This window comes from Paraburkholderia strydomiana (genome assembly GCF_031456815.1).
GTDB lineage: Bacteria > Pseudomonadota > Gammaproteobacteria > Burkholderiales > Burkholderiaceae > Paraburkholderia > Paraburkholderia caledonica.
Genome location: NZ_JAVDVL010000005.1, coordinates 389,958 through 404,865 on the forward strand (window position 1 = coordinate 389,958; position 14,908 = coordinate 404,865).

11 protein-coding genes and 1 pseudogene are annotated in these 14,908 nt (G+C 62.4%); 8 read left to right on the plus strand and 4 right to left on the minus strand.

Annotation, left to right across the window (positions count from 1 at the left end):
• The first annotated feature begins 30 nt into the window (after nucleotides 1-30).
• The 5 genes and pseudogenes from J2W46_RS16870 (at nucleotide 31) to J2W46_RS16890 (ending at nucleotide 6,140) form a co-directional block, all read left to right on the plus strand.
• On the plus strand, nucleotides 31-387 hold the full coding sequence (locus J2W46_RS16870; protein WP_006048979.1) for a Rap1a/Tai family immunity protein: 357 nt from the start codon (nucleotides 31-33) through the stop codon (nucleotides 385-387).
• A gap of 259 nt (nucleotides 388-646) precedes the next feature.
• Nucleotides 647-1,882 carry a mechanosensitive ion channel family protein gene (locus J2W46_RS16875; RefSeq protein WP_087754714.1) on the plus strand — a complete coding sequence of 412 codons (1,236 nt, stop codon included), beginning with the start codon at nucleotides 647-649 and terminating at the stop codon, nucleotides 1,880-1,882.
• A 211-nt stretch (nucleotides 1,883-2,093) separates the two neighbouring features.
• Complete coding sequence (otsA, locus tag J2W46_RS16880) at nucleotides 2,094-3,506, plus strand: alpha,alpha-trehalose-phosphate synthase (UDP-forming) (protein ID WP_020065942.1); 1,413 nt, start codon at nucleotides 2,094-2,096, stop codon at nucleotides 3,504-3,506.
• A 100-nt stretch (nucleotides 3,507-3,606) separates the two neighbouring features.
• A pseudogene (locus J2W46_RS16885) lies at nucleotides 3,607-4,769 on the plus strand (AAA family ATPase).
• A 303-nt stretch (nucleotides 4,770-5,072) separates the two neighbouring features.
• A complete protein-coding gene (locus J2W46_RS16890; RefSeq protein ID WP_310355126.1) occupies nucleotides 5,073-6,140 on the plus strand; it encodes a glycosyltransferase family 4 protein in 1,068 nt (355 codons plus the stop codon).
• A 342-nt stretch (nucleotides 6,141-6,482) separates the two neighbouring features.
• Here the strand turns inward: J2W46_RS16890 and J2W46_RS16895 are convergent, their stop codons facing one another.
• From J2W46_RS16895 to J2W46_RS16905, 3 genes are all read right to left on the minus strand, one after another.
• Nucleotides 6,483-7,070: a BPSL1445 family SYLF domain-containing lipoprotein gene (locus J2W46_RS16895; protein ID WP_027804292.1), complete on the minus strand. Its 588-nt coding sequence runs from the start codon at nucleotides 7,068-7,070 to the stop codon at nucleotides 6,483-6,485.
• Between the two features lie 370 nt (nucleotides 7,071-7,440).
• Nucleotides 7,441-7,893 (minus strand): membrane protein, encoded by a 453-nt coding sequence (locus J2W46_RS16900; RefSeq protein ID WP_020065946.1) that lies wholly within the window; start codon nucleotides 7,891-7,893, stop codon nucleotides 7,441-7,443.
• A 222-nt stretch (nucleotides 7,894-8,115) separates the two neighbouring features.
• Entirely contained in the window at nucleotides 8,116-8,409 is a 294-nt protein-coding gene (locus tag J2W46_RS16905; RefSeq protein ID WP_020065947.1) for a PsiF family protein, read from the minus strand.
• Nucleotides 8,410-8,850: 441 nt separating this feature from the next.
• Between J2W46_RS16905 and J2W46_RS16910 the strand changes: the two genes are divergently transcribed.
• Both J2W46_RS16910 and J2W46_RS16915 read left to right on the plus strand, forming a co-directional pair.
• Complete coding sequence (locus J2W46_RS16910) at nucleotides 8,851-9,147, plus strand: YciI-like protein (protein ID WP_020065949.1); 297 nt, start codon at nucleotides 8,851-8,853, stop codon at nucleotides 9,145-9,147.
• Between the two features lie 572 nt (nucleotides 9,148-9,719).
• Nucleotides 9,720-11,114 carry a transposase gene (locus J2W46_RS16915; RefSeq protein ID WP_310355128.1) on the plus strand — a complete coding sequence of 465 codons (1,395 nt, stop codon included), beginning with the start codon at nucleotides 9,720-9,722 and terminating at the stop codon, nucleotides 11,112-11,114.
• Nucleotides 11,115-11,221: 107 nt separating this feature from the next.
• Here the strand turns inward: J2W46_RS16915 and J2W46_RS16920 are convergent, their stop codons facing one another.
• Entirely contained in the window at nucleotides 11,222-12,811 is a 1,590-nt protein-coding gene (locus tag J2W46_RS16920; RefSeq protein WP_310355130.1) for a mannose-1-phosphate guanylyltransferase/mannose-6-phosphate isomerase, read from the minus strand.
• A 671-nt stretch (nucleotides 12,812-13,482) separates the two neighbouring features.
• Here J2W46_RS16920 and J2W46_RS16925 point away from each other — a divergent pair.
• Entirely contained in the window at nucleotides 13,483-14,880 is a 1,398-nt protein-coding gene (locus J2W46_RS16925) for an undecaprenyl-phosphate glucose phosphotransferase (RefSeq protein WP_310355132.1), read from the plus strand.
• Nucleotides 14,881-14,908 lie beyond the last annotated feature (28 nt).

The following is a 14,908-nucleotide window of genomic DNA, read 5'->3' on the forward strand; positions in this document are numbered from 1 at the left end:
GCCTGATAAACGACCCTGGAAAGGAACACCATGCTGCGGGCTTTGATTTTCGCCAGCGCGTTTGCCGTACCGTTATCGGCAGCCGCGTTTACGGGGGGCGACCTCAACAAACTGTGCACGAAGACCGACGTCGCGTCGCGCAGTGCGTGCGCCGCATACATCGAAGGCGCCGCTGACGGCATCTTCAACACCATCGACGCGATTGGCGGCACTACGGGACCGCGCGTCGGGCAATACTTCTGCTTGCCTCAGGACGCGCGCTCGGCGCAGCTGACCGACGCCGTACGCAAGTACATCGCGGAAAATCCGATTGTCGCGGGCTACAACGCGAGCACGGCAATCTCGCTGGGACTCGGCAAGGCATTTCCTTGCAAAAGCGGAAGTTAGTGTGATTGAAAGGACGTGTGACGCACGGCGCACACGTTCTCTCACGAGTCGGACGCCACGCTCCACATGCGCGTCCGGCTCGACAAGCGGAGCGCATTTTCGATTAGCGCGTCCGCCTCGAAGGCGCTTTACGGTGTTTTTCAGTGCTTTTCACGAGCGCGTTCGGCGGGTTCGTCCCGCGGCGCGTGTCACATTGCGCCGTCGCCGCGTTTCATGGCCGCCGGCCTGTCCCATCCAATCGAAAAGGAGGTTGTCCTTCATGCCTTTTCTAGACGAACTCAACCACCTTGACCGTATCGCCGAAGCGCCGCTGCATACGTGGCTGGGCGCGTTCATGATCTCGGTGGTCGTCGTGCTGATCGGCATCGGCATGCACCGCGTGGGCGCACGTATCGTGACCCGAATCGCGCGGCCTTATCCGCTCACCAGTGTCGTGCTTCGCTATATCGACAAGCCTTCGCTGTTCGCGCTCACCATTCTCGCGCTGGAAGCCGTTTGGTGGGAGGCGCCCGACACGCTCACGTTCATATCGCCGTTGCGCGACGCCGCCGCGATCGCGCTGATCGGCGCGTTGACCTGGCTGTCGGTGCGTTCGGCGGCGGCCATCGGCGAGGCAATCATTCAGGCGCATCCGCTCGATACCGCCGACAATCTGCAGGCGCGGCGCATCCATACGCAGGCGAGAGTGCTGGCCCGCTCCGTGATGCTCGTGATCGTGATCGTCGGCGTGGGCGGCGCCTTGATGACGTTCCCGAATGTCCGGCAGATCGGCGCGAGCCTTCTTGCATCGGCGGGCGTGGCAGGTCTGGTTGCCGGTATTGCCGCGCGGCCGGTGCTCGGTAATCTGATCGCCGGCTTGCAGATTGCGCTGTCACAACCCATCCGGCTCGACGACGTCGTCGTCATTCAGGGCGAATGGGGGCGCATCGAGGAAATCACCGGAACATACGTGTCGGTGCGCCTGTGGGACCAGCGGCGGCTCATCGTGCCGCTGCAATGGTTCATCGAAAATCCGTTTTCGAACTGGACGCGCAGCAGTTCGCAAATCATCGGCACGGTGTTTCTCTACGTCGATTACCGGATGCCGCTCGCGCCGCTGCGCGAGGAGCTTGCGCGCATTGTCGCGGCGGCGCCTGAGTGGGACGGGCGCGTCCAGGTTCTGCAAGTCACCGAGGGCACCGAGCGCTCGATGCAATTGCGCGCGCTCGTCAGTTCGCTCGATTCAGGCCTCAACTGGGACTTGCGCTGCCGCGTGCGCGAAGGGCTCCTCGACTTCATCCAGAAGCACTATCCGCAGTATCTGCCGCGCGCGCGTGCGGAGGTGTCGGCGGAACTCGAAAACGGCAAGGGCGAGCCGCTCGACTGGGTGCCGCGCGGCGCTCGCACGCCTGCCGGCAGCACGGCGGCGCATACTGAGGCGGACCCGGTGGCGAGCCGACCCGCTCAGGCGACCGGCGCGGCAGCGCCGTCGCACAAGGTCAAGGAAATGGCCTAGCGGCCACCGATGTCCGCGTGAGGCTTCTCCACGCGGACCGGCGCCCACGGCGATGCAACCGATCGATCGCTGAAGGGTCGAACCGTCCACTTACACATAAACTCGGCGCGGCATGGCGTGCACCATGCGAAAGTTTGTCGAGGCGCTCGCTGCGTGACGAGCGCCGGCTGCACCCTGGCAGATGCCGCGCGCAACAAGGAGGACTAGCAACATGGGCCGACTGATCGTCGTGTCGAATCGCGTCGCAACGCCGACGGAAACCAAAGGATCGGCGGGCGGCCTCGCCGTCGGCGTGTTCGGCGCGCTCAAGGACGCCGGAGGCGTGTGGTTCGGCTGGAGCGGCGACGTGGTCAGCGAGACCGTCGCCAACGCCGGGCCGACGCTCGAACAGGACGGCGCGGTCACCTTCGCAACGGTGGGTCTTACGCGCAAGGACTACGACCAGTACTACCGCGGCTTCTCGAATGCGACGCTGTGGCCGGTGTTCCACTACCGCAACGATCTCGCGCGCTACGAGCGCGAGGAGTATGCCGGTTACCGGCGCGTTAACGCGTGGCTCGCGCACAAGCTGATCAAGCTGCTCGAGCCAGACGACGTGATCTGGATTCACGACTATCACCTGATCCCGTTCGCCGAAGCGCTGCGCAGCGAAGGCATCACGAACCGCATCGGCTTCTTCCTGCACATTCCGTTTCCCGCGCCGCAGATTCTGCTCAACATTCCGCCGCACGAGGAACTGGTGAAATCGCTGTCGTGCTACGACTTGCTGGGCTTCCAGACGGCGACCGATCAGGAAGCGTTCCACGATTACGTCACTCGCCACGCGCGCGGCTCGGTGTCGAGCGACGGTCTCGTCGAAGCGTTCGGCCGCAAACTGCGTACGGGCGTCTACCGCATCGGCGTGTTTCCAGACGAGATTGCCGAGCAGGCAAAGCGCTACGAGAGCCGTCAACACGTGCTCGATCTGAAGCAGAGTCTCGAAGGCCGCAAGCTGATCATGAGCGTCGACCGGCTCGATTATTCCAAGGGGCTCGTCGAGCGCTTTCGCGCATTCGAGCATCTGCTGGAACGTTCGCCCGAATGGCGCGGCAACGTCACGCTCGTGCAGATTGCGCCGCCCACGCGTTCGGACGTCGCTACGTACCAGAAGATCCGTCAGGATCTGGAGTACGAAGCAGGGCGCATCAACGGGCGCTATTCTGGTCTCGACTACACGCCGATCCGCTATCTGAACCAGCAATACGACCGCTGGAAACTCATGTCGCTGTTCCGCGAGTCGCAGATCGGCTTCGTCACGCCGTTGCACGACGGCATGAATCTCGTCGCGAAGGAATATGTCGCCGCGCAGAATCCCGACGATCCGGGCGTACTCGTGCTGTCCATCTTCGCGGGCGCCGCGGCCGAGCTGACAGGCGCGCTGCTCGTGAATCCGCACGATGCAATAGGCATGTGCGAGGCGTTGCAGCGCGCGCTGCAAATGCCGCTCGACGCGCGTCAGCGGCGTCACGAGATCAACATGGCGGCGCTGCGCAAGAACGATCTTGGCGTGTGGCGCGACAGTTTCCTGCGCGACCTGCGCAGCGTGCCGCTGCAGAAGCCCGCCATGGGCGGCGGGCATAAGTAGTGAGCGGTCCGAAACGGCATGTCGTGTGCGCATGCGGGCGCGGCACGCCAGGGCGCGGCGAGCCTGCGGCCCGCCGGGCGTCTTATCCACGGATGGCCGCGTGCTGAGCGCGCTCGCCATCGCCGGTTACCGGTCGCTGCGCGAGTTGATCGTGCCGCTTGGGCGCTCAACGTCATCACGGGTGCCAACGGCAGCGGTAAGTCGAGCGTCTATCGTTCGCTGCGTCTGCTTGCCGAAACGGCGCGCGGCGGCGTGATCACGTCGCTCGCGCGCGAAGGCGGTTTGCCGTCCACCTTATGGGCCGGCCCGGAGCGTTTTTCCCGGGGCATGCTGAGCGGCGAATTCGAGGTTCAGGGCACGACCCGCAACGCACCGGTCAGTCTGCGTCTCGGCTTCGCGGGCGACACGTTCAGCTATGCGATCGACCTCGGCTTGCCGCAGCCGGGTATCAGCAGGTTCGTGCTCGATCCCGTCATCAAGCGCGAGTGCATCTGGAGCGGGCCGGTGCTGCGGCCCTCGGCGTTGCTGGTGGATCGACAAGGAGCGGCGCTGCGCACGCGTGATGAAAACGGCGACTGGCAAACGGTCCCGCAACCCGTCGCGAGCTTTGACAGCATGATGACGGAGTTCGCCGACCCGCGATGCGCGCCGGAGATGATCGCGGTGCGCGAACAGATCCGCTCGTGGCGCTTCTATGACCATTTCCGCACGGATGTCGACGCGCCCGCGCGCATGCCGCAAATCGGCACGCACACGCCGGTGCTCTCCGACGACGGCGCGGATCTCGCCGCGGCTTTGCAGACTATTCGCGAGATCGGCGACCCCGCTGCACTCGACGCCGCCATCGACGATGCATTTCCCGGCTCACGGCTCGACGTCGCCACACAGGACGGCCGCTTCGAAGTGCTGATGCAGCAGCATGGCTTGCTGCGTCCGCTAAAGGGCGCGGAACTGTCTGACGGGACCCTGCGTTATCTATTGCTCGTCGCCGCCCTGTTGACGCCGCGTCCGCCCGCGCTACTGGTATTGAACGAGCCCGAAACGAGTTTGCATCCGGACCTGTTGCCGGCGCTTGCGCGGCTGATCGCGCGGGTCGCCGCGCACTCACAGGTGCTTGTCGTGTCGCACGCGGCGCGGCTCATCGCGTCACTCGAACGCGAAGACGCGAGCGAGTCGATCGTGCTGGAGAAGCATTTCGGTGCAACGCGTCTTGCCGACGCCGAAGAGCGCGACATACCGGCGTGGAAATGGCCGTCGCGCTGACGCTCGACACGCGCGTGCGGCTCCAATATTTCGATGGTCCTTGCGATGTAAGCTGAATGTAACAGCGCCCAAAAAATGCAATACCGGGCGCTTTTTAGCGCTTGCCAGGGAATAATGCTGCGATGCCTGTGGCGCGCGCGCCGGCCTCAGCGCCATTAATCGAAAGACGGAAGACCTGCCTGCCACGCCGGCGCCTATCGACGCCGGATAAACCTGGCCGGGCCGGGCAGCGCCAGGCCGTGCCAGGCTGTGCACAAGCCAGCGCTGCAAGCCGTCACAAGCCGTCAGTTCACGGAGACAACTATGAAGATTGCGCAGATCGCCCCCTTGACCGAATCGGTGCCGCCGAAGCTGTACGGCGGCACGGAGCGCGTCGTGTCGTACATCACCGAGGCGCTCGTGGAGCTCGGCCATGACGTGACGCTGTTCGCAAGTGGCGACTCGGTGACGAGCGCGAAGCTGGAGGCCGTGTGGCCGCGCGCGTTGCGCCTCGATCCCGGCATCCGCGATCGCGTGGCGCCGCACATGTTGCTCATGGAACTCGTGCGCCGCCAGGCCGAAGAGTTCGATGTCCTGCATTTTCACCTCGACTATTACTCGTTCTCGGTGTTCAAGCGGCAGGAGACGCCGTTTGTGACGACCATGCACGGCCGGCTCGATCTGCCCGAACAACAGCCGGTGTTCGATACGTTCAACACTGCACCGGTCATTTCGATTTCCAATGCGCAGCGCCATCCGCTGCCGCAAGCGCGCTGGCTGACCACGGTGTATCACGGCTTGCCGGAGAAGCTATATACGCCGCAGCCGGTCGAGCAGAGGTACCTCGCGTTCCTCGGCCGTATCTCGCCCGAAAAGCGCGTCGACACGGCGATTCGCATCGCGGGGCGCTGTGGCATGCAGATCCGCATCGCGGCAAAGGTCGACACCGCGGATCGCGAATATTTCGAGCGCGATATCCGGCCGCTACTGGACTTGCCGCACGTCGAGTTCATCGGTGAGATCGCGGATCATCAGAAGGCCGAATTCTTGTCAGGCGCACATGCACTGCTGTTTCCGATCGATTGGCCGGAGCCGTTCGGCCTCGTCATGATCGAGGCCATGGCTTGCGGCACGCCGGTTGTCGCGTTCAATCGCGGTTCGGTGCCGGAGGTGCTCGAAGACGGGTTGACCGGCTTTATCGTCGAAGACGAGATCGGCGCGGTGGCGGCGGTCAACCGGCTGCACAAGATGCCGCGTGCCGGCGTGCGTCAACGCTTCGAGGAGCGCTTCACGTCCCACCGGATGGCGCAGCAATATGTGGACGCGTATCAGTCGGTGATTCGCGCGCAAAAGCGCTCGCGCTTCAAGGTAGTGGATAGCTCGGGGCGTTGATTTCCGCGAGCGGTTCATGCGGACGGTTCTGGAGGTCTGACTACCGGATTGCCATGTGCACTTGCTCGTTGCAAAAGCTCATGCCGACTGCTCCGCGCACCGTTTCCAGAACCTTAAGTTGAACGCATAAAAGTTGGACAGGCCGGCCTCCGCGGGCGGAGCCGGCCTGTCGTCAAGTTTCCGCGCACTGCGACACATCGCGCGGCTCACACTGCGCAATCCCCGCGTCCATCCCGGACACCGTTGCGGGAATCAGGCGGACAGCACGTGCAACCCGCATACGTCCGGGGCGGTTATCGCGATGCGACGTGATGCGAGGCCGCTGGTCCGCCGTCATATTCCTTAGATCTTCAGGCGCGAAACCTTCGTGCCCTGCAGCGACAGATCGCCCATCAACCCGGCATTGGTCAGTACGAATACTTGCACCGGCGCCGTGGCGGTGGTGGTGTCGATCACGCCGTTCGCGCCCATCTTCACGAGCGCGACCGAAGCGTCGCCGCCCACCGACCAGCCGTCGGCATTGCGGAATTTGTCGAGCGCGTCCTGCGTCATGAACAGGAAGATGATGGCCTTCGACTGTGCGCCGGCCTGCAAGCCGAACGAGCCGGAAACCGTGCTGTAGTAGCCCACCGTGCTGCCGCCCACGCGCAGCGAGCCTTCGCCGTACTGCCCGCCGACGATAAAGCCAGCCTGCAGCACCGACGGGAACACGAGCACGCCGCGCGCCTTCGAGACGAGTTCGTGTGAACCCTTCACGGTCGTGTACAGGCGCGACAAGGTGCCGTCGACGCTGGCGTCGATCGACTGACGTTTGGACGCGTCGGTGGACGGTGTGTCGTGGCCGCCGGTGTTGGTGGTACAACCGGCAAGTGCAAGGCCTCCGAAAGCGAGCGCAGCGGTAGTCTTCAACATGAAGTGTCGTCTTTGCATCGTTTTTCTCCGTATGGTTCCTTGGCGCAGCCGCGGAAGTTACGCGGCTGTCTTCTGAGTTATATCACACGGCACGCCAAAAGGCGCCCTCGCACGCGTAGGCGAAAAGCCTTATGTGACGGGGCTTTGCGGGAGATCGCAAGAGCCACGCTGTAAATCTGACCGGCTCGCGCGACGAGGCTCGCCCCGCGCAGAAAGCGTGATCGAACGGGGTCACGGCGTCGCGGATTCGCTCGTGGGTTGACGACCGGCGGCCGCACAGAAACCTAAGCAGATGCCCATTTTTACCGATTCGGATGCGCTGCAATTTGCGCCGCCATCGAACGAAAAGTGTTGTCCCGGCGCCGCACACTCGCGGCTTCGGTGCACGCTATCCGCCGTGATTCGCCTGACTCTTGACCGTGGGCGGCCGCCTGAGTGCGCGCCGCACCCCGCCGATCAGCACACCCACGGCAAGCAGCGTGAGCGCCGGCACGATCCAGTAACCGACGAATGCATGCCAGAGGTAAGCCATCAAGGTAGAGCGGCGCACGCTGTATTCGTTGCGGGCGTCCTGCTGGCGCGGCGCGTTGGCGGCCAGCACGTCGGCCGGGCAACCGGCGGCTTGCGCCTCGTCGGGCTTGCCGTGGCAGCGGGCGGGGGCGCCGGCGGCGCGCTGTGCGTCGGTGAAATTCCAGGTGGTCAGCGCGCGCTCGAGGTCGACGGCGTTATAGGCCATCTCCTCGCGAATTTCGCTGACTGCAACGATCGCCACGGGCACGGCCCAAAACACGATGACGACCAGCCACCGCCTCAACCAGCGGTTTTTATGCTTCGATACCATCCTTGCCTCCAATCGATGCTTTTCGGCATCAACGACAAGATGGCGGCCCGTATGGATATTGTGTCGGGTGGGCCGTCTCCGCAGCCATCATAGAAGAAAAACGGCGCGTTCGGGCGGCGGCACGGAGAAGGGCGGGGAAAGCGGGTGACGGAAAAACGCAGACAGCATAATGCGACGATCAAGCGCCGCGAGGTACGCGGCGCTTTCCGGCGATGTCCGGACTCAGTTGGCCGGCGCGGAAGACAGGCAGCTCTTCATGAACGCTTTGCGTTCGTCGCCTTTCTTGCCGGTGGCTTGCACGTTGCACGCCTTCATCTTGTCCTGCTGGCTCATCGGTGCGGCGGCCGGCTTCGCGGAAAGGCAGGTTTTCATGAACGCCTTGCGCTCGTCGCCTTTCTTGTCGGCGGCCTGCTTGTTACAGTCCGCCATCTTGGTTTGCTGGCTGTTCTCTGCAAACGCGGGCGAAGCGAGGACGGCGCCGAGTACCAATGCAGCGATTGTGGATTGGAATTTCATGTGACACTCCCATCGGTGTAGAAACGTTTTTGGTCTTCATGCACGCGGGCGTCTACGCATCCGGCCCTCGGCAGGTCCATTATGGCAAATGCTGTCTGCATCAACGGCCAAAACCGCGTTTGCGTTGACAGGCGCACCCGCGTGTTTTCCCTGATGTAGCGGCGCTTGCGGCATTCGCGGCATTCAAAAGGCCCAATTGCGGACAGGCCATTATGTTATGCATTGCAGATTAATTGACGAATGCAGCCGGGCCGTAAATCGCCATGTTGCCGCTGCGAGTGGCGGAATAAAAAAATTCGCGCTGAATTGTTCTTTTTGCTGCGCCCGCACACGAATAGCAATTGGTAAGGAAATCCGGACCGAAATTCCGAAATCTATCTGCCGCGGCGGTGTGCATGGGGCGCCGATACTGTCGCGTCAGACAAACCAGAGGAGCATGCCATGCACTATCTGCTGACCTATGACCTTGTGCCCGACTATCTCGAACAGCGCGGCGCGCACCGCGAGCGGCATCTGAAACTTGCTTGGGCTGCTGCGGAGCGCGGCGAACTGCTGCTTGCCGGCGCATTGAACGACCCCGTGGACACCGCCGTGCTGCTTTTCACCGGCGAGTCGCCCGCAGCCGCCGAGGCCTTTGCCAAGGCGGATCCGTACGTGCAGGCGGGCCTTGTGAAACGCTGGCGCGTGCGCGAGTGGACGACCGTGGTCGGCGAGGGCGCAGCCACTCCAGTCCGCTAATTGAACGCCCGACGAACCCGCGGGCGAGGTGCCTCGCCCGCGCTGTTGCCACGAGGCGCGAGAGCTTTTCTTGCCACATCGATGTCATCAAGCGTCGGCACCTTGAGCTCGATGCGCCCGCAACCAACTGACGCAGCCGGCTACGTCAAAATTTCGAAAAATCTCGAGTGCCGTCGTGACTGCCAAATCGCATAAGTTTATTCGCGGCTTTTTCGAATTCTCAGGCTCGCTACAGAAAAACCGGTGCTATCGCAGCAAGCATTTCCGTTACGGCTTGACGTGAAAAGACGGAATGCGCAAGAGAAGTTTGTTTCTATCCGTAACACTTGTCGCAACGATATTCACGCAAACCCTGGTGGTGGTATGCTTCGTGCACAATTCTCCCATGCACGAGTGAGACCACGTTCTGTGCTTCGCAATAGGGACAAACCGCACTAACACAGGGCGGTATTGATCACCAGACAGAACGTACAAAACATATTTGTGCAACCGAGGGCTACACACGGATCGTGAAAGTTGAATCCGTGGTCAGCCCAAAGCCGCGGCCCGGCCAGGCTGCGTGGAGAAAATCCATGTTTTTCGATGAGCTAAGCAATGACGAATGGGCGCTGCTTTCAGCGCTTGTCTCAGATGAGCCGGCCGTCCGTCTGAACCGACGCGGGCGGCCTCGTGCCGATCCACGTGTCGTGGCGAATGCAGTGTTGTGGATCCTCACCACCGGTGAGCCGTGGTCGAAGCTGCCGGGACGGTATCCGTCGGGTCCTACTTGCCGGCGCCGCTTTGAAGAATGGCAGTTGAACGGCACGCTCCTCGAGATGGTTCGGCTCCTGTCCAGGACCGGACGCACGTTCGCGTACGTGCCTCAACCTGCGCCGCTGGTTGCCGCAAAGCCTGCGGGCAAACCGGCCGCGCAGGTCGCGGAAACCTCGAGATCGCGCGACGATGCTCCGCGTGGTGTGACGTGGAAGAGCCCCGAGTCCTGGCAGGCGCCCGGCACGAGCGGCAACGGCGCGAATGCTCTGCACGCGGCGCTTCCGTCTCACGCACGCGACTGGCGTTGCGCCGATCCGTTTGCGGACATCACACGTCAGCTGGCGGGTATCGACAATGTCGCACCAACCGAACAGTCCGCACCGCACACGCCTTATGCACCGCCGGCAATAGCGCGCGCACCGGCCTTTCCGACGCCTTCGGTCGCCTATGCGCCGCGCCCTGCGCTGCGCGTGGACCTCGGCGCGATAGGCGAAGCCGGTGCAGTCGGCGCCGCCATGCAGGGTTTGGATTCGGCAATCGCGTCGGCGCGAAAAATGCCCGCAGCGGCGTTGCAGCGCAGCCCGCTGCCGGCAAGTCTCGCACCGCGGGGCCGGCAAGTTGCCGAGCGGCATGGCTACCTGATCTACGTTGCCGCCGAGCGTGTGCCTAACGATATGTATCGCGCATGGGCGGAGATCATGATGGACGGCAGGCGCGTCGAGCGTTCCGGTCTCGTCGGTCCGCGTTTCGCCGACCCCCAGGCCGCCGAGCAGTATGCGTTCGAGTGGGCGGCGCAGTGGGTCGATCGCGAGTGCCGCACGCTGGCCGCAGCGCAAGCCGCGCCCCAGGCCCGCGCGCCGCAACAGCATGCAACGCCAATGCAAACGCACAAGCCAGGTTATGCGCCGAATGGACCGGCCACTCACGCGCCGTATGCCGGGGCGCCGGCGCGTCCGTTGCCCGGACTGCGTCATGTGCCGGAGCCGGTCGCCGCGCATCATGGCGCGCCGTTGCATGGTCCTCTGAATGCGTTTCGCGGACCGCTGCGGCGTTATGCGAGCGAACCGTCCGCCGTGACTACGTCAGTCCCGGCGAATATTGCAAACGCGGTGAATGCGGTGAATGCTGCGGACGCGGCAGCACATGTAGTCACCGAACGCGAATCAGCAGAGCGTTATCCGTCATACACAGAACTCATCTCCCACGCGGGATGAGCACGCAGTACCCCGCGGCTGTCGGAGCAACCGCCGCAGGTTTCCGCTTCATTCGCTGTGATTCAAGGCTGTGCCTGCAAGTGACTTCGCGCACGTGATTCAGTACTTTACTGGCGTCCGTATGTGTCGTCGAAGCGCACGATATCGTCTTCGCCGAGATACGAACCGGATTGCACCTCGATCATTTCGAGCGGCATCTTGCCGGGATTCTCAAGACGGTGCGTGACACCTAGCGGGATATACGCCGATTCGTTTTCGGAGACGATAAAGCGCTCTTCACCTCGCGTGACGAGCGCGGTGCCGCGCACGACAATCCAATGTTCGGCGCGGTGATGATGCATTTGCAGCGAGAGGCGAGCGCCCGGCTTCACGACGATGCGCTTGACCTGGAAGCGCTCGCCGGAGTCGACGGAATCGTAGTTGCCCCACGGGCGATGCACCTTGCGATGATTGGCTGCTTCGAGGCCCCCCTCGCTGCGAATACGCGCCACGATCTTCTTGACGTCCTGCACACGCGATTTATCCGCGACGAGAATTGCGTCGGCCGTTTCGACTACGACCAGATCCTGCGTGCCCACGCAGGCAATCAGGCGTCCTTCCGAATGGGCAAACGTGGAAGATGCGCCTTCGAACATCACGCGCCCGCGGCCGACATTCTGCTCGGCGTCTTTCTCGGAGATGTCCCAGATCGCGTCCCACGAACCCACGTCCGACCAGCCGGCATGCAAAGGCATGACCACGCCCGCGGCTGCGGTCTGATCGTTGCCGAGTTGCTCCATCACTGCATAGTCGATCGAGTTGGACGGCGACGCGCTGAACGCATCGCGCTGCAGCCGGAAGAAATCGCCATCTGATTTGCCGCCCGCATAAGCCGCGTCGCACGCTTCGAAAATGGCGGGCTGAAAGTGGCGGATCGCCTTTAGCCAGGTCGACGCTCGCATGATGAAAATGCCGCTGTTCCACCAGTATTCACGCGATTCGACGTAGCGCTGCGCAAGTTCGAGATGCGGCTTTTCGACAAAGCGGTCGAGCTTGTGCGCGGCGATCAGAGCGTTTGCGTCGGCGGCATCCCATGCGGCATCTTGCGCGGCATTGTCTGCCCGCGTTTCATCAGGATTGCCAGGTGTAGCGACAGGCGCGCCGATGCGGATATAACCATAGCCCGTTTCCGCGCGGGTCGGCACGATGCCCATCGTGACGATATTGCCCGCCGCCGCATGCTGCACGCCTGCGGCGACCGCTGCATGAAATCCGTCGAGGTCGGTGACCGCATGATCCGCGGGCATCACGACCATGATGCCGTCCTCGTCCTGCGCGGCGATTGAAAGCGCGGCGACGGTCAATGCAGGTGCCGTATCGCGGCCCACGGGTTCGAGTATCAGCCTGCTCGGTTTGCCGCTCGTGCGCAACTGCTCGGCGGTCGTGAAGCGCTGTTCCTCGTTGGCCACCACGACGAGTTGGCCGGTCAGCGGATAACCGGCCTCGAGGCCGTCGAGACGGCGCGTGGTGGATTGCAGCAGCGAATCTTCGCCGAGCAGGCCGATCAACTGCTTCGGGTGCTGTTCGCGCGACATCGGCCACAACCTCGTGCCGGAGCCGCCCGCAAGAATCACGGGATGGACCTTCAGTTTGACGTGCGTGGACGTCGCTTGCGTGGACCGGGTGTCGGCGGACGTGGCCGTAACCGGAGCTGTCATGATGGACTCCTCGGGGGCTGGGTGAATGCATCGAGTTTTATCACGAAGGACGAAATCAATAAAAGCGCGTTAAATGAAAACTATATAAACGAGGCTATAAATTCGACGTCTCGTGAACAAAGAATGTCACCGCCGCGGTTCCAAAAATAAAAATTAAGTGCAAAAAACTGACGACGTATTTTTTTAACGCTGGTGGATGAGCAGGACCAATCTATCGAGCCGGCAGAGCACGAAGAAAAAACTTCGGCTGCAGAACGCCAAAACGGGCGCACGGGCGCCTCAAAACACCGTGATAACGCATCTTTTCCGGTAAAAAGTGCCGAATAAATTGCACCAAAAATGCAGGAATTTCGACCGATACATTTTGAGATTTTTGCAGCCTTGCGAAGCGAATTTTAATAACGCTTTATCTATACCTGCAGAAGGACATTCACTCATTCCGAGACACGTTTTTCGCTGCGGCCGCGTATCCGGTTTAGCCATGCGGGAAACGGAATTGCAATTAGCACCGCTTCAACTGGTTTCGCGTCCGGCAATTTTTCGCCAACGCGATGACCGGCGTTGGGCGTGCTCTTGCGGGAATGACCAGGCCGCGTATTTCGAACCCTTTCGAACCCACCAGCCGACTAACCGACGGGATGGCACTTGACTGACGAACTGAGGGGCAGCACATGCTGAGCGTTCTATCGAGAATCATCGACATCGCGATGGTTGCGCTCGGCGCCGCGATCGCGGCGGCCGTGCACAACGGGAAAGTGGTGTGGCTGGACGATATGCAGAGCGTGTCGCTCGCTTTCGATGTCCTGCTCGTCGTGGTGTTCTTTCCGGCGCTCGGCATCTATCAGTCATGGCGCGGCAAGCCGCTATACGACCTGCTGTGCCGCGTCGCGGGCGGCTGGGCGATGGTGGAAGTCACCGGCGTGCTCATCAGTTTCACGCTGCATCGCGCGGACAGTCTGTCGCGGCTGTGGCTCGTGTATTGGGCGGTCGCCACCATCGTGCTGCTGATCGTCACGAAGGTAATCGTCTATTCGATTCTGCGCGGACTGCGCCGCGAAGGTTTCAACCAGCGCGCGGTGGCGATCGTGGGCGGCGCGCCGTATGGGCGCTTCCTGATCCAGCAGATGCGCAGCCGTCCGGACGCGGGCTTTAGCCCCGTCGTCGTGTTCGACGAAGACGCCACCGTGAACCCGTACGAAGACCCGGATACGTCTGACGCGATCGAAGGCGTGCCCGTGGAACGGGACTATCAGCGCATGATCGAACTCGTCCGGCAGCGCGCGATTCGCGAGTTGTGGCTCGCACTGCCGATCTCGAAGGAGAAGGAGATCCATCGCTTCGTGATGGATCTGCGCAACGACTTCGTGAATATCCGCTTCATTCCCGATGTGCGCAGCCTGACTCTTTTCAATCAGCCGATGGTCGAGTTGCTCGGCGTGCCGGCGATCAATCTGGCGGCGTCGCCGATCACCGATTTGCGCGTGCTGCCCAAGCGCATCTTCGACCGGCTCTTTGCGCTCGCCGCCTTGACCGCGCTCGCTCCGGTGATGCTCGTGATCGCGGCGATGGTCAAGCTCAGTTCGCCGGGCCCCGTGTTCTTCCGCCAGAAGCGTAAGGGCATCGACGGACACGAGTTCGAGATTTACAAATTCCGTTCGATGAAAGTGCACAAGGAACAGGCCGGCAGGATCACTCAGGCGACGCGACGCGATCCGCGTATCACCGCGGTGGGTGCGTTCCTGCGCCGCACGAGCCTCGACGAACTGCCGCAGTTCATCAACGTGCTGCGCGGCGAGATGTCGGTGGTCGGGCCGCGTCCGCACGCGCTCGAGCACGACGACATCTACAAGGATCTGGTGAAGGGTTACATGCACCGCTACCGGATCAAGCCGGGCATCACCGGCTGGGCACAGATCAACGGCTATCGCGGCGAAACCGACCGCATCGAAAAGATGATGGGCCGCGTCAAGCTCGATCTCTACTACATGCAGCACTGGACCTTCTGGCTCGACATCAAGATCGTCGTGCTGACGCTGTGGAAGGGCTTTGTCGGCAACAACGCATATTGAACCAACTCCAATTTCCTGCGAGGTAATA

Excerpts from the sequence above, each read along its gene's own strand:
- J2W46_RS16870 (WP_006048979.1), top strand. The coding sequence starts at position 31 with ATGCTGCGGGCTTTGATTTTCGCCAGCGCGTTTGCCGTACCGTTATCG.
- J2W46_RS16910 (WP_020065949.1), top strand. The coding sequence starts at position 8,851 with ATGCACTATCTGCTGACCTATGACCTTGTGCCCGACTATCTCGAACAG.
- J2W46_RS16905 (WP_020065947.1), bottom strand. The coding sequence starts at position 8,409 with ATGAAATTCCAATCCACAATCGCTGCATTGGTACTCGGCGCCGTCCTC.
- J2W46_RS16925 (WP_310355132.1), top strand. The coding sequence starts at position 13,483 with ATGCTGAGCGTTCTATCGAGAATCATCGACATCGCGATGGTTGCGCTC.
- J2W46_RS16890 (WP_310355126.1), top strand. The coding sequence starts at position 5,073 with ATGAAGATTGCGCAGATCGCCCCCTTGACCGAATCGGTGCCGCCGAAG.
- otsA (WP_020065942.1), top strand. The coding sequence starts at position 2,094 with ATGGGCCGACTGATCGTCGTGTCGAATCGCGTCGCAACGCCGACGGAA.
- J2W46_RS16900 (WP_020065946.1), bottom strand. The coding sequence starts at position 7,893 with ATGGTATCGAAGCATAAAAACCGCTGGTTGAGGCGGTGGCTGGTCGTC.
- J2W46_RS16875 (WP_087754714.1), top strand. The coding sequence starts at position 647 with ATGCCTTTTCTAGACGAACTCAACCACCTTGACCGTATCGCCGAAGCG.
- J2W46_RS16915 (WP_310355128.1), top strand. The coding sequence starts at position 9,720 with ATGTTTTTCGATGAGCTAAGCAATGACGAATGGGCGCTGCTTTCAGCG.
- J2W46_RS16920 (WP_310355130.1), bottom strand. The coding sequence starts at position 12,811 with ATGACAGCTCCGGTTACGGCCACGTCCGCCGACACCCGGTCCACGCAA.
- J2W46_RS16895 (WP_027804292.1), bottom strand. The coding sequence starts at position 7,070 with ATGCAAAGACGACACTTCATGTTGAAGACTACCGCTGCGCTCGCTTTC.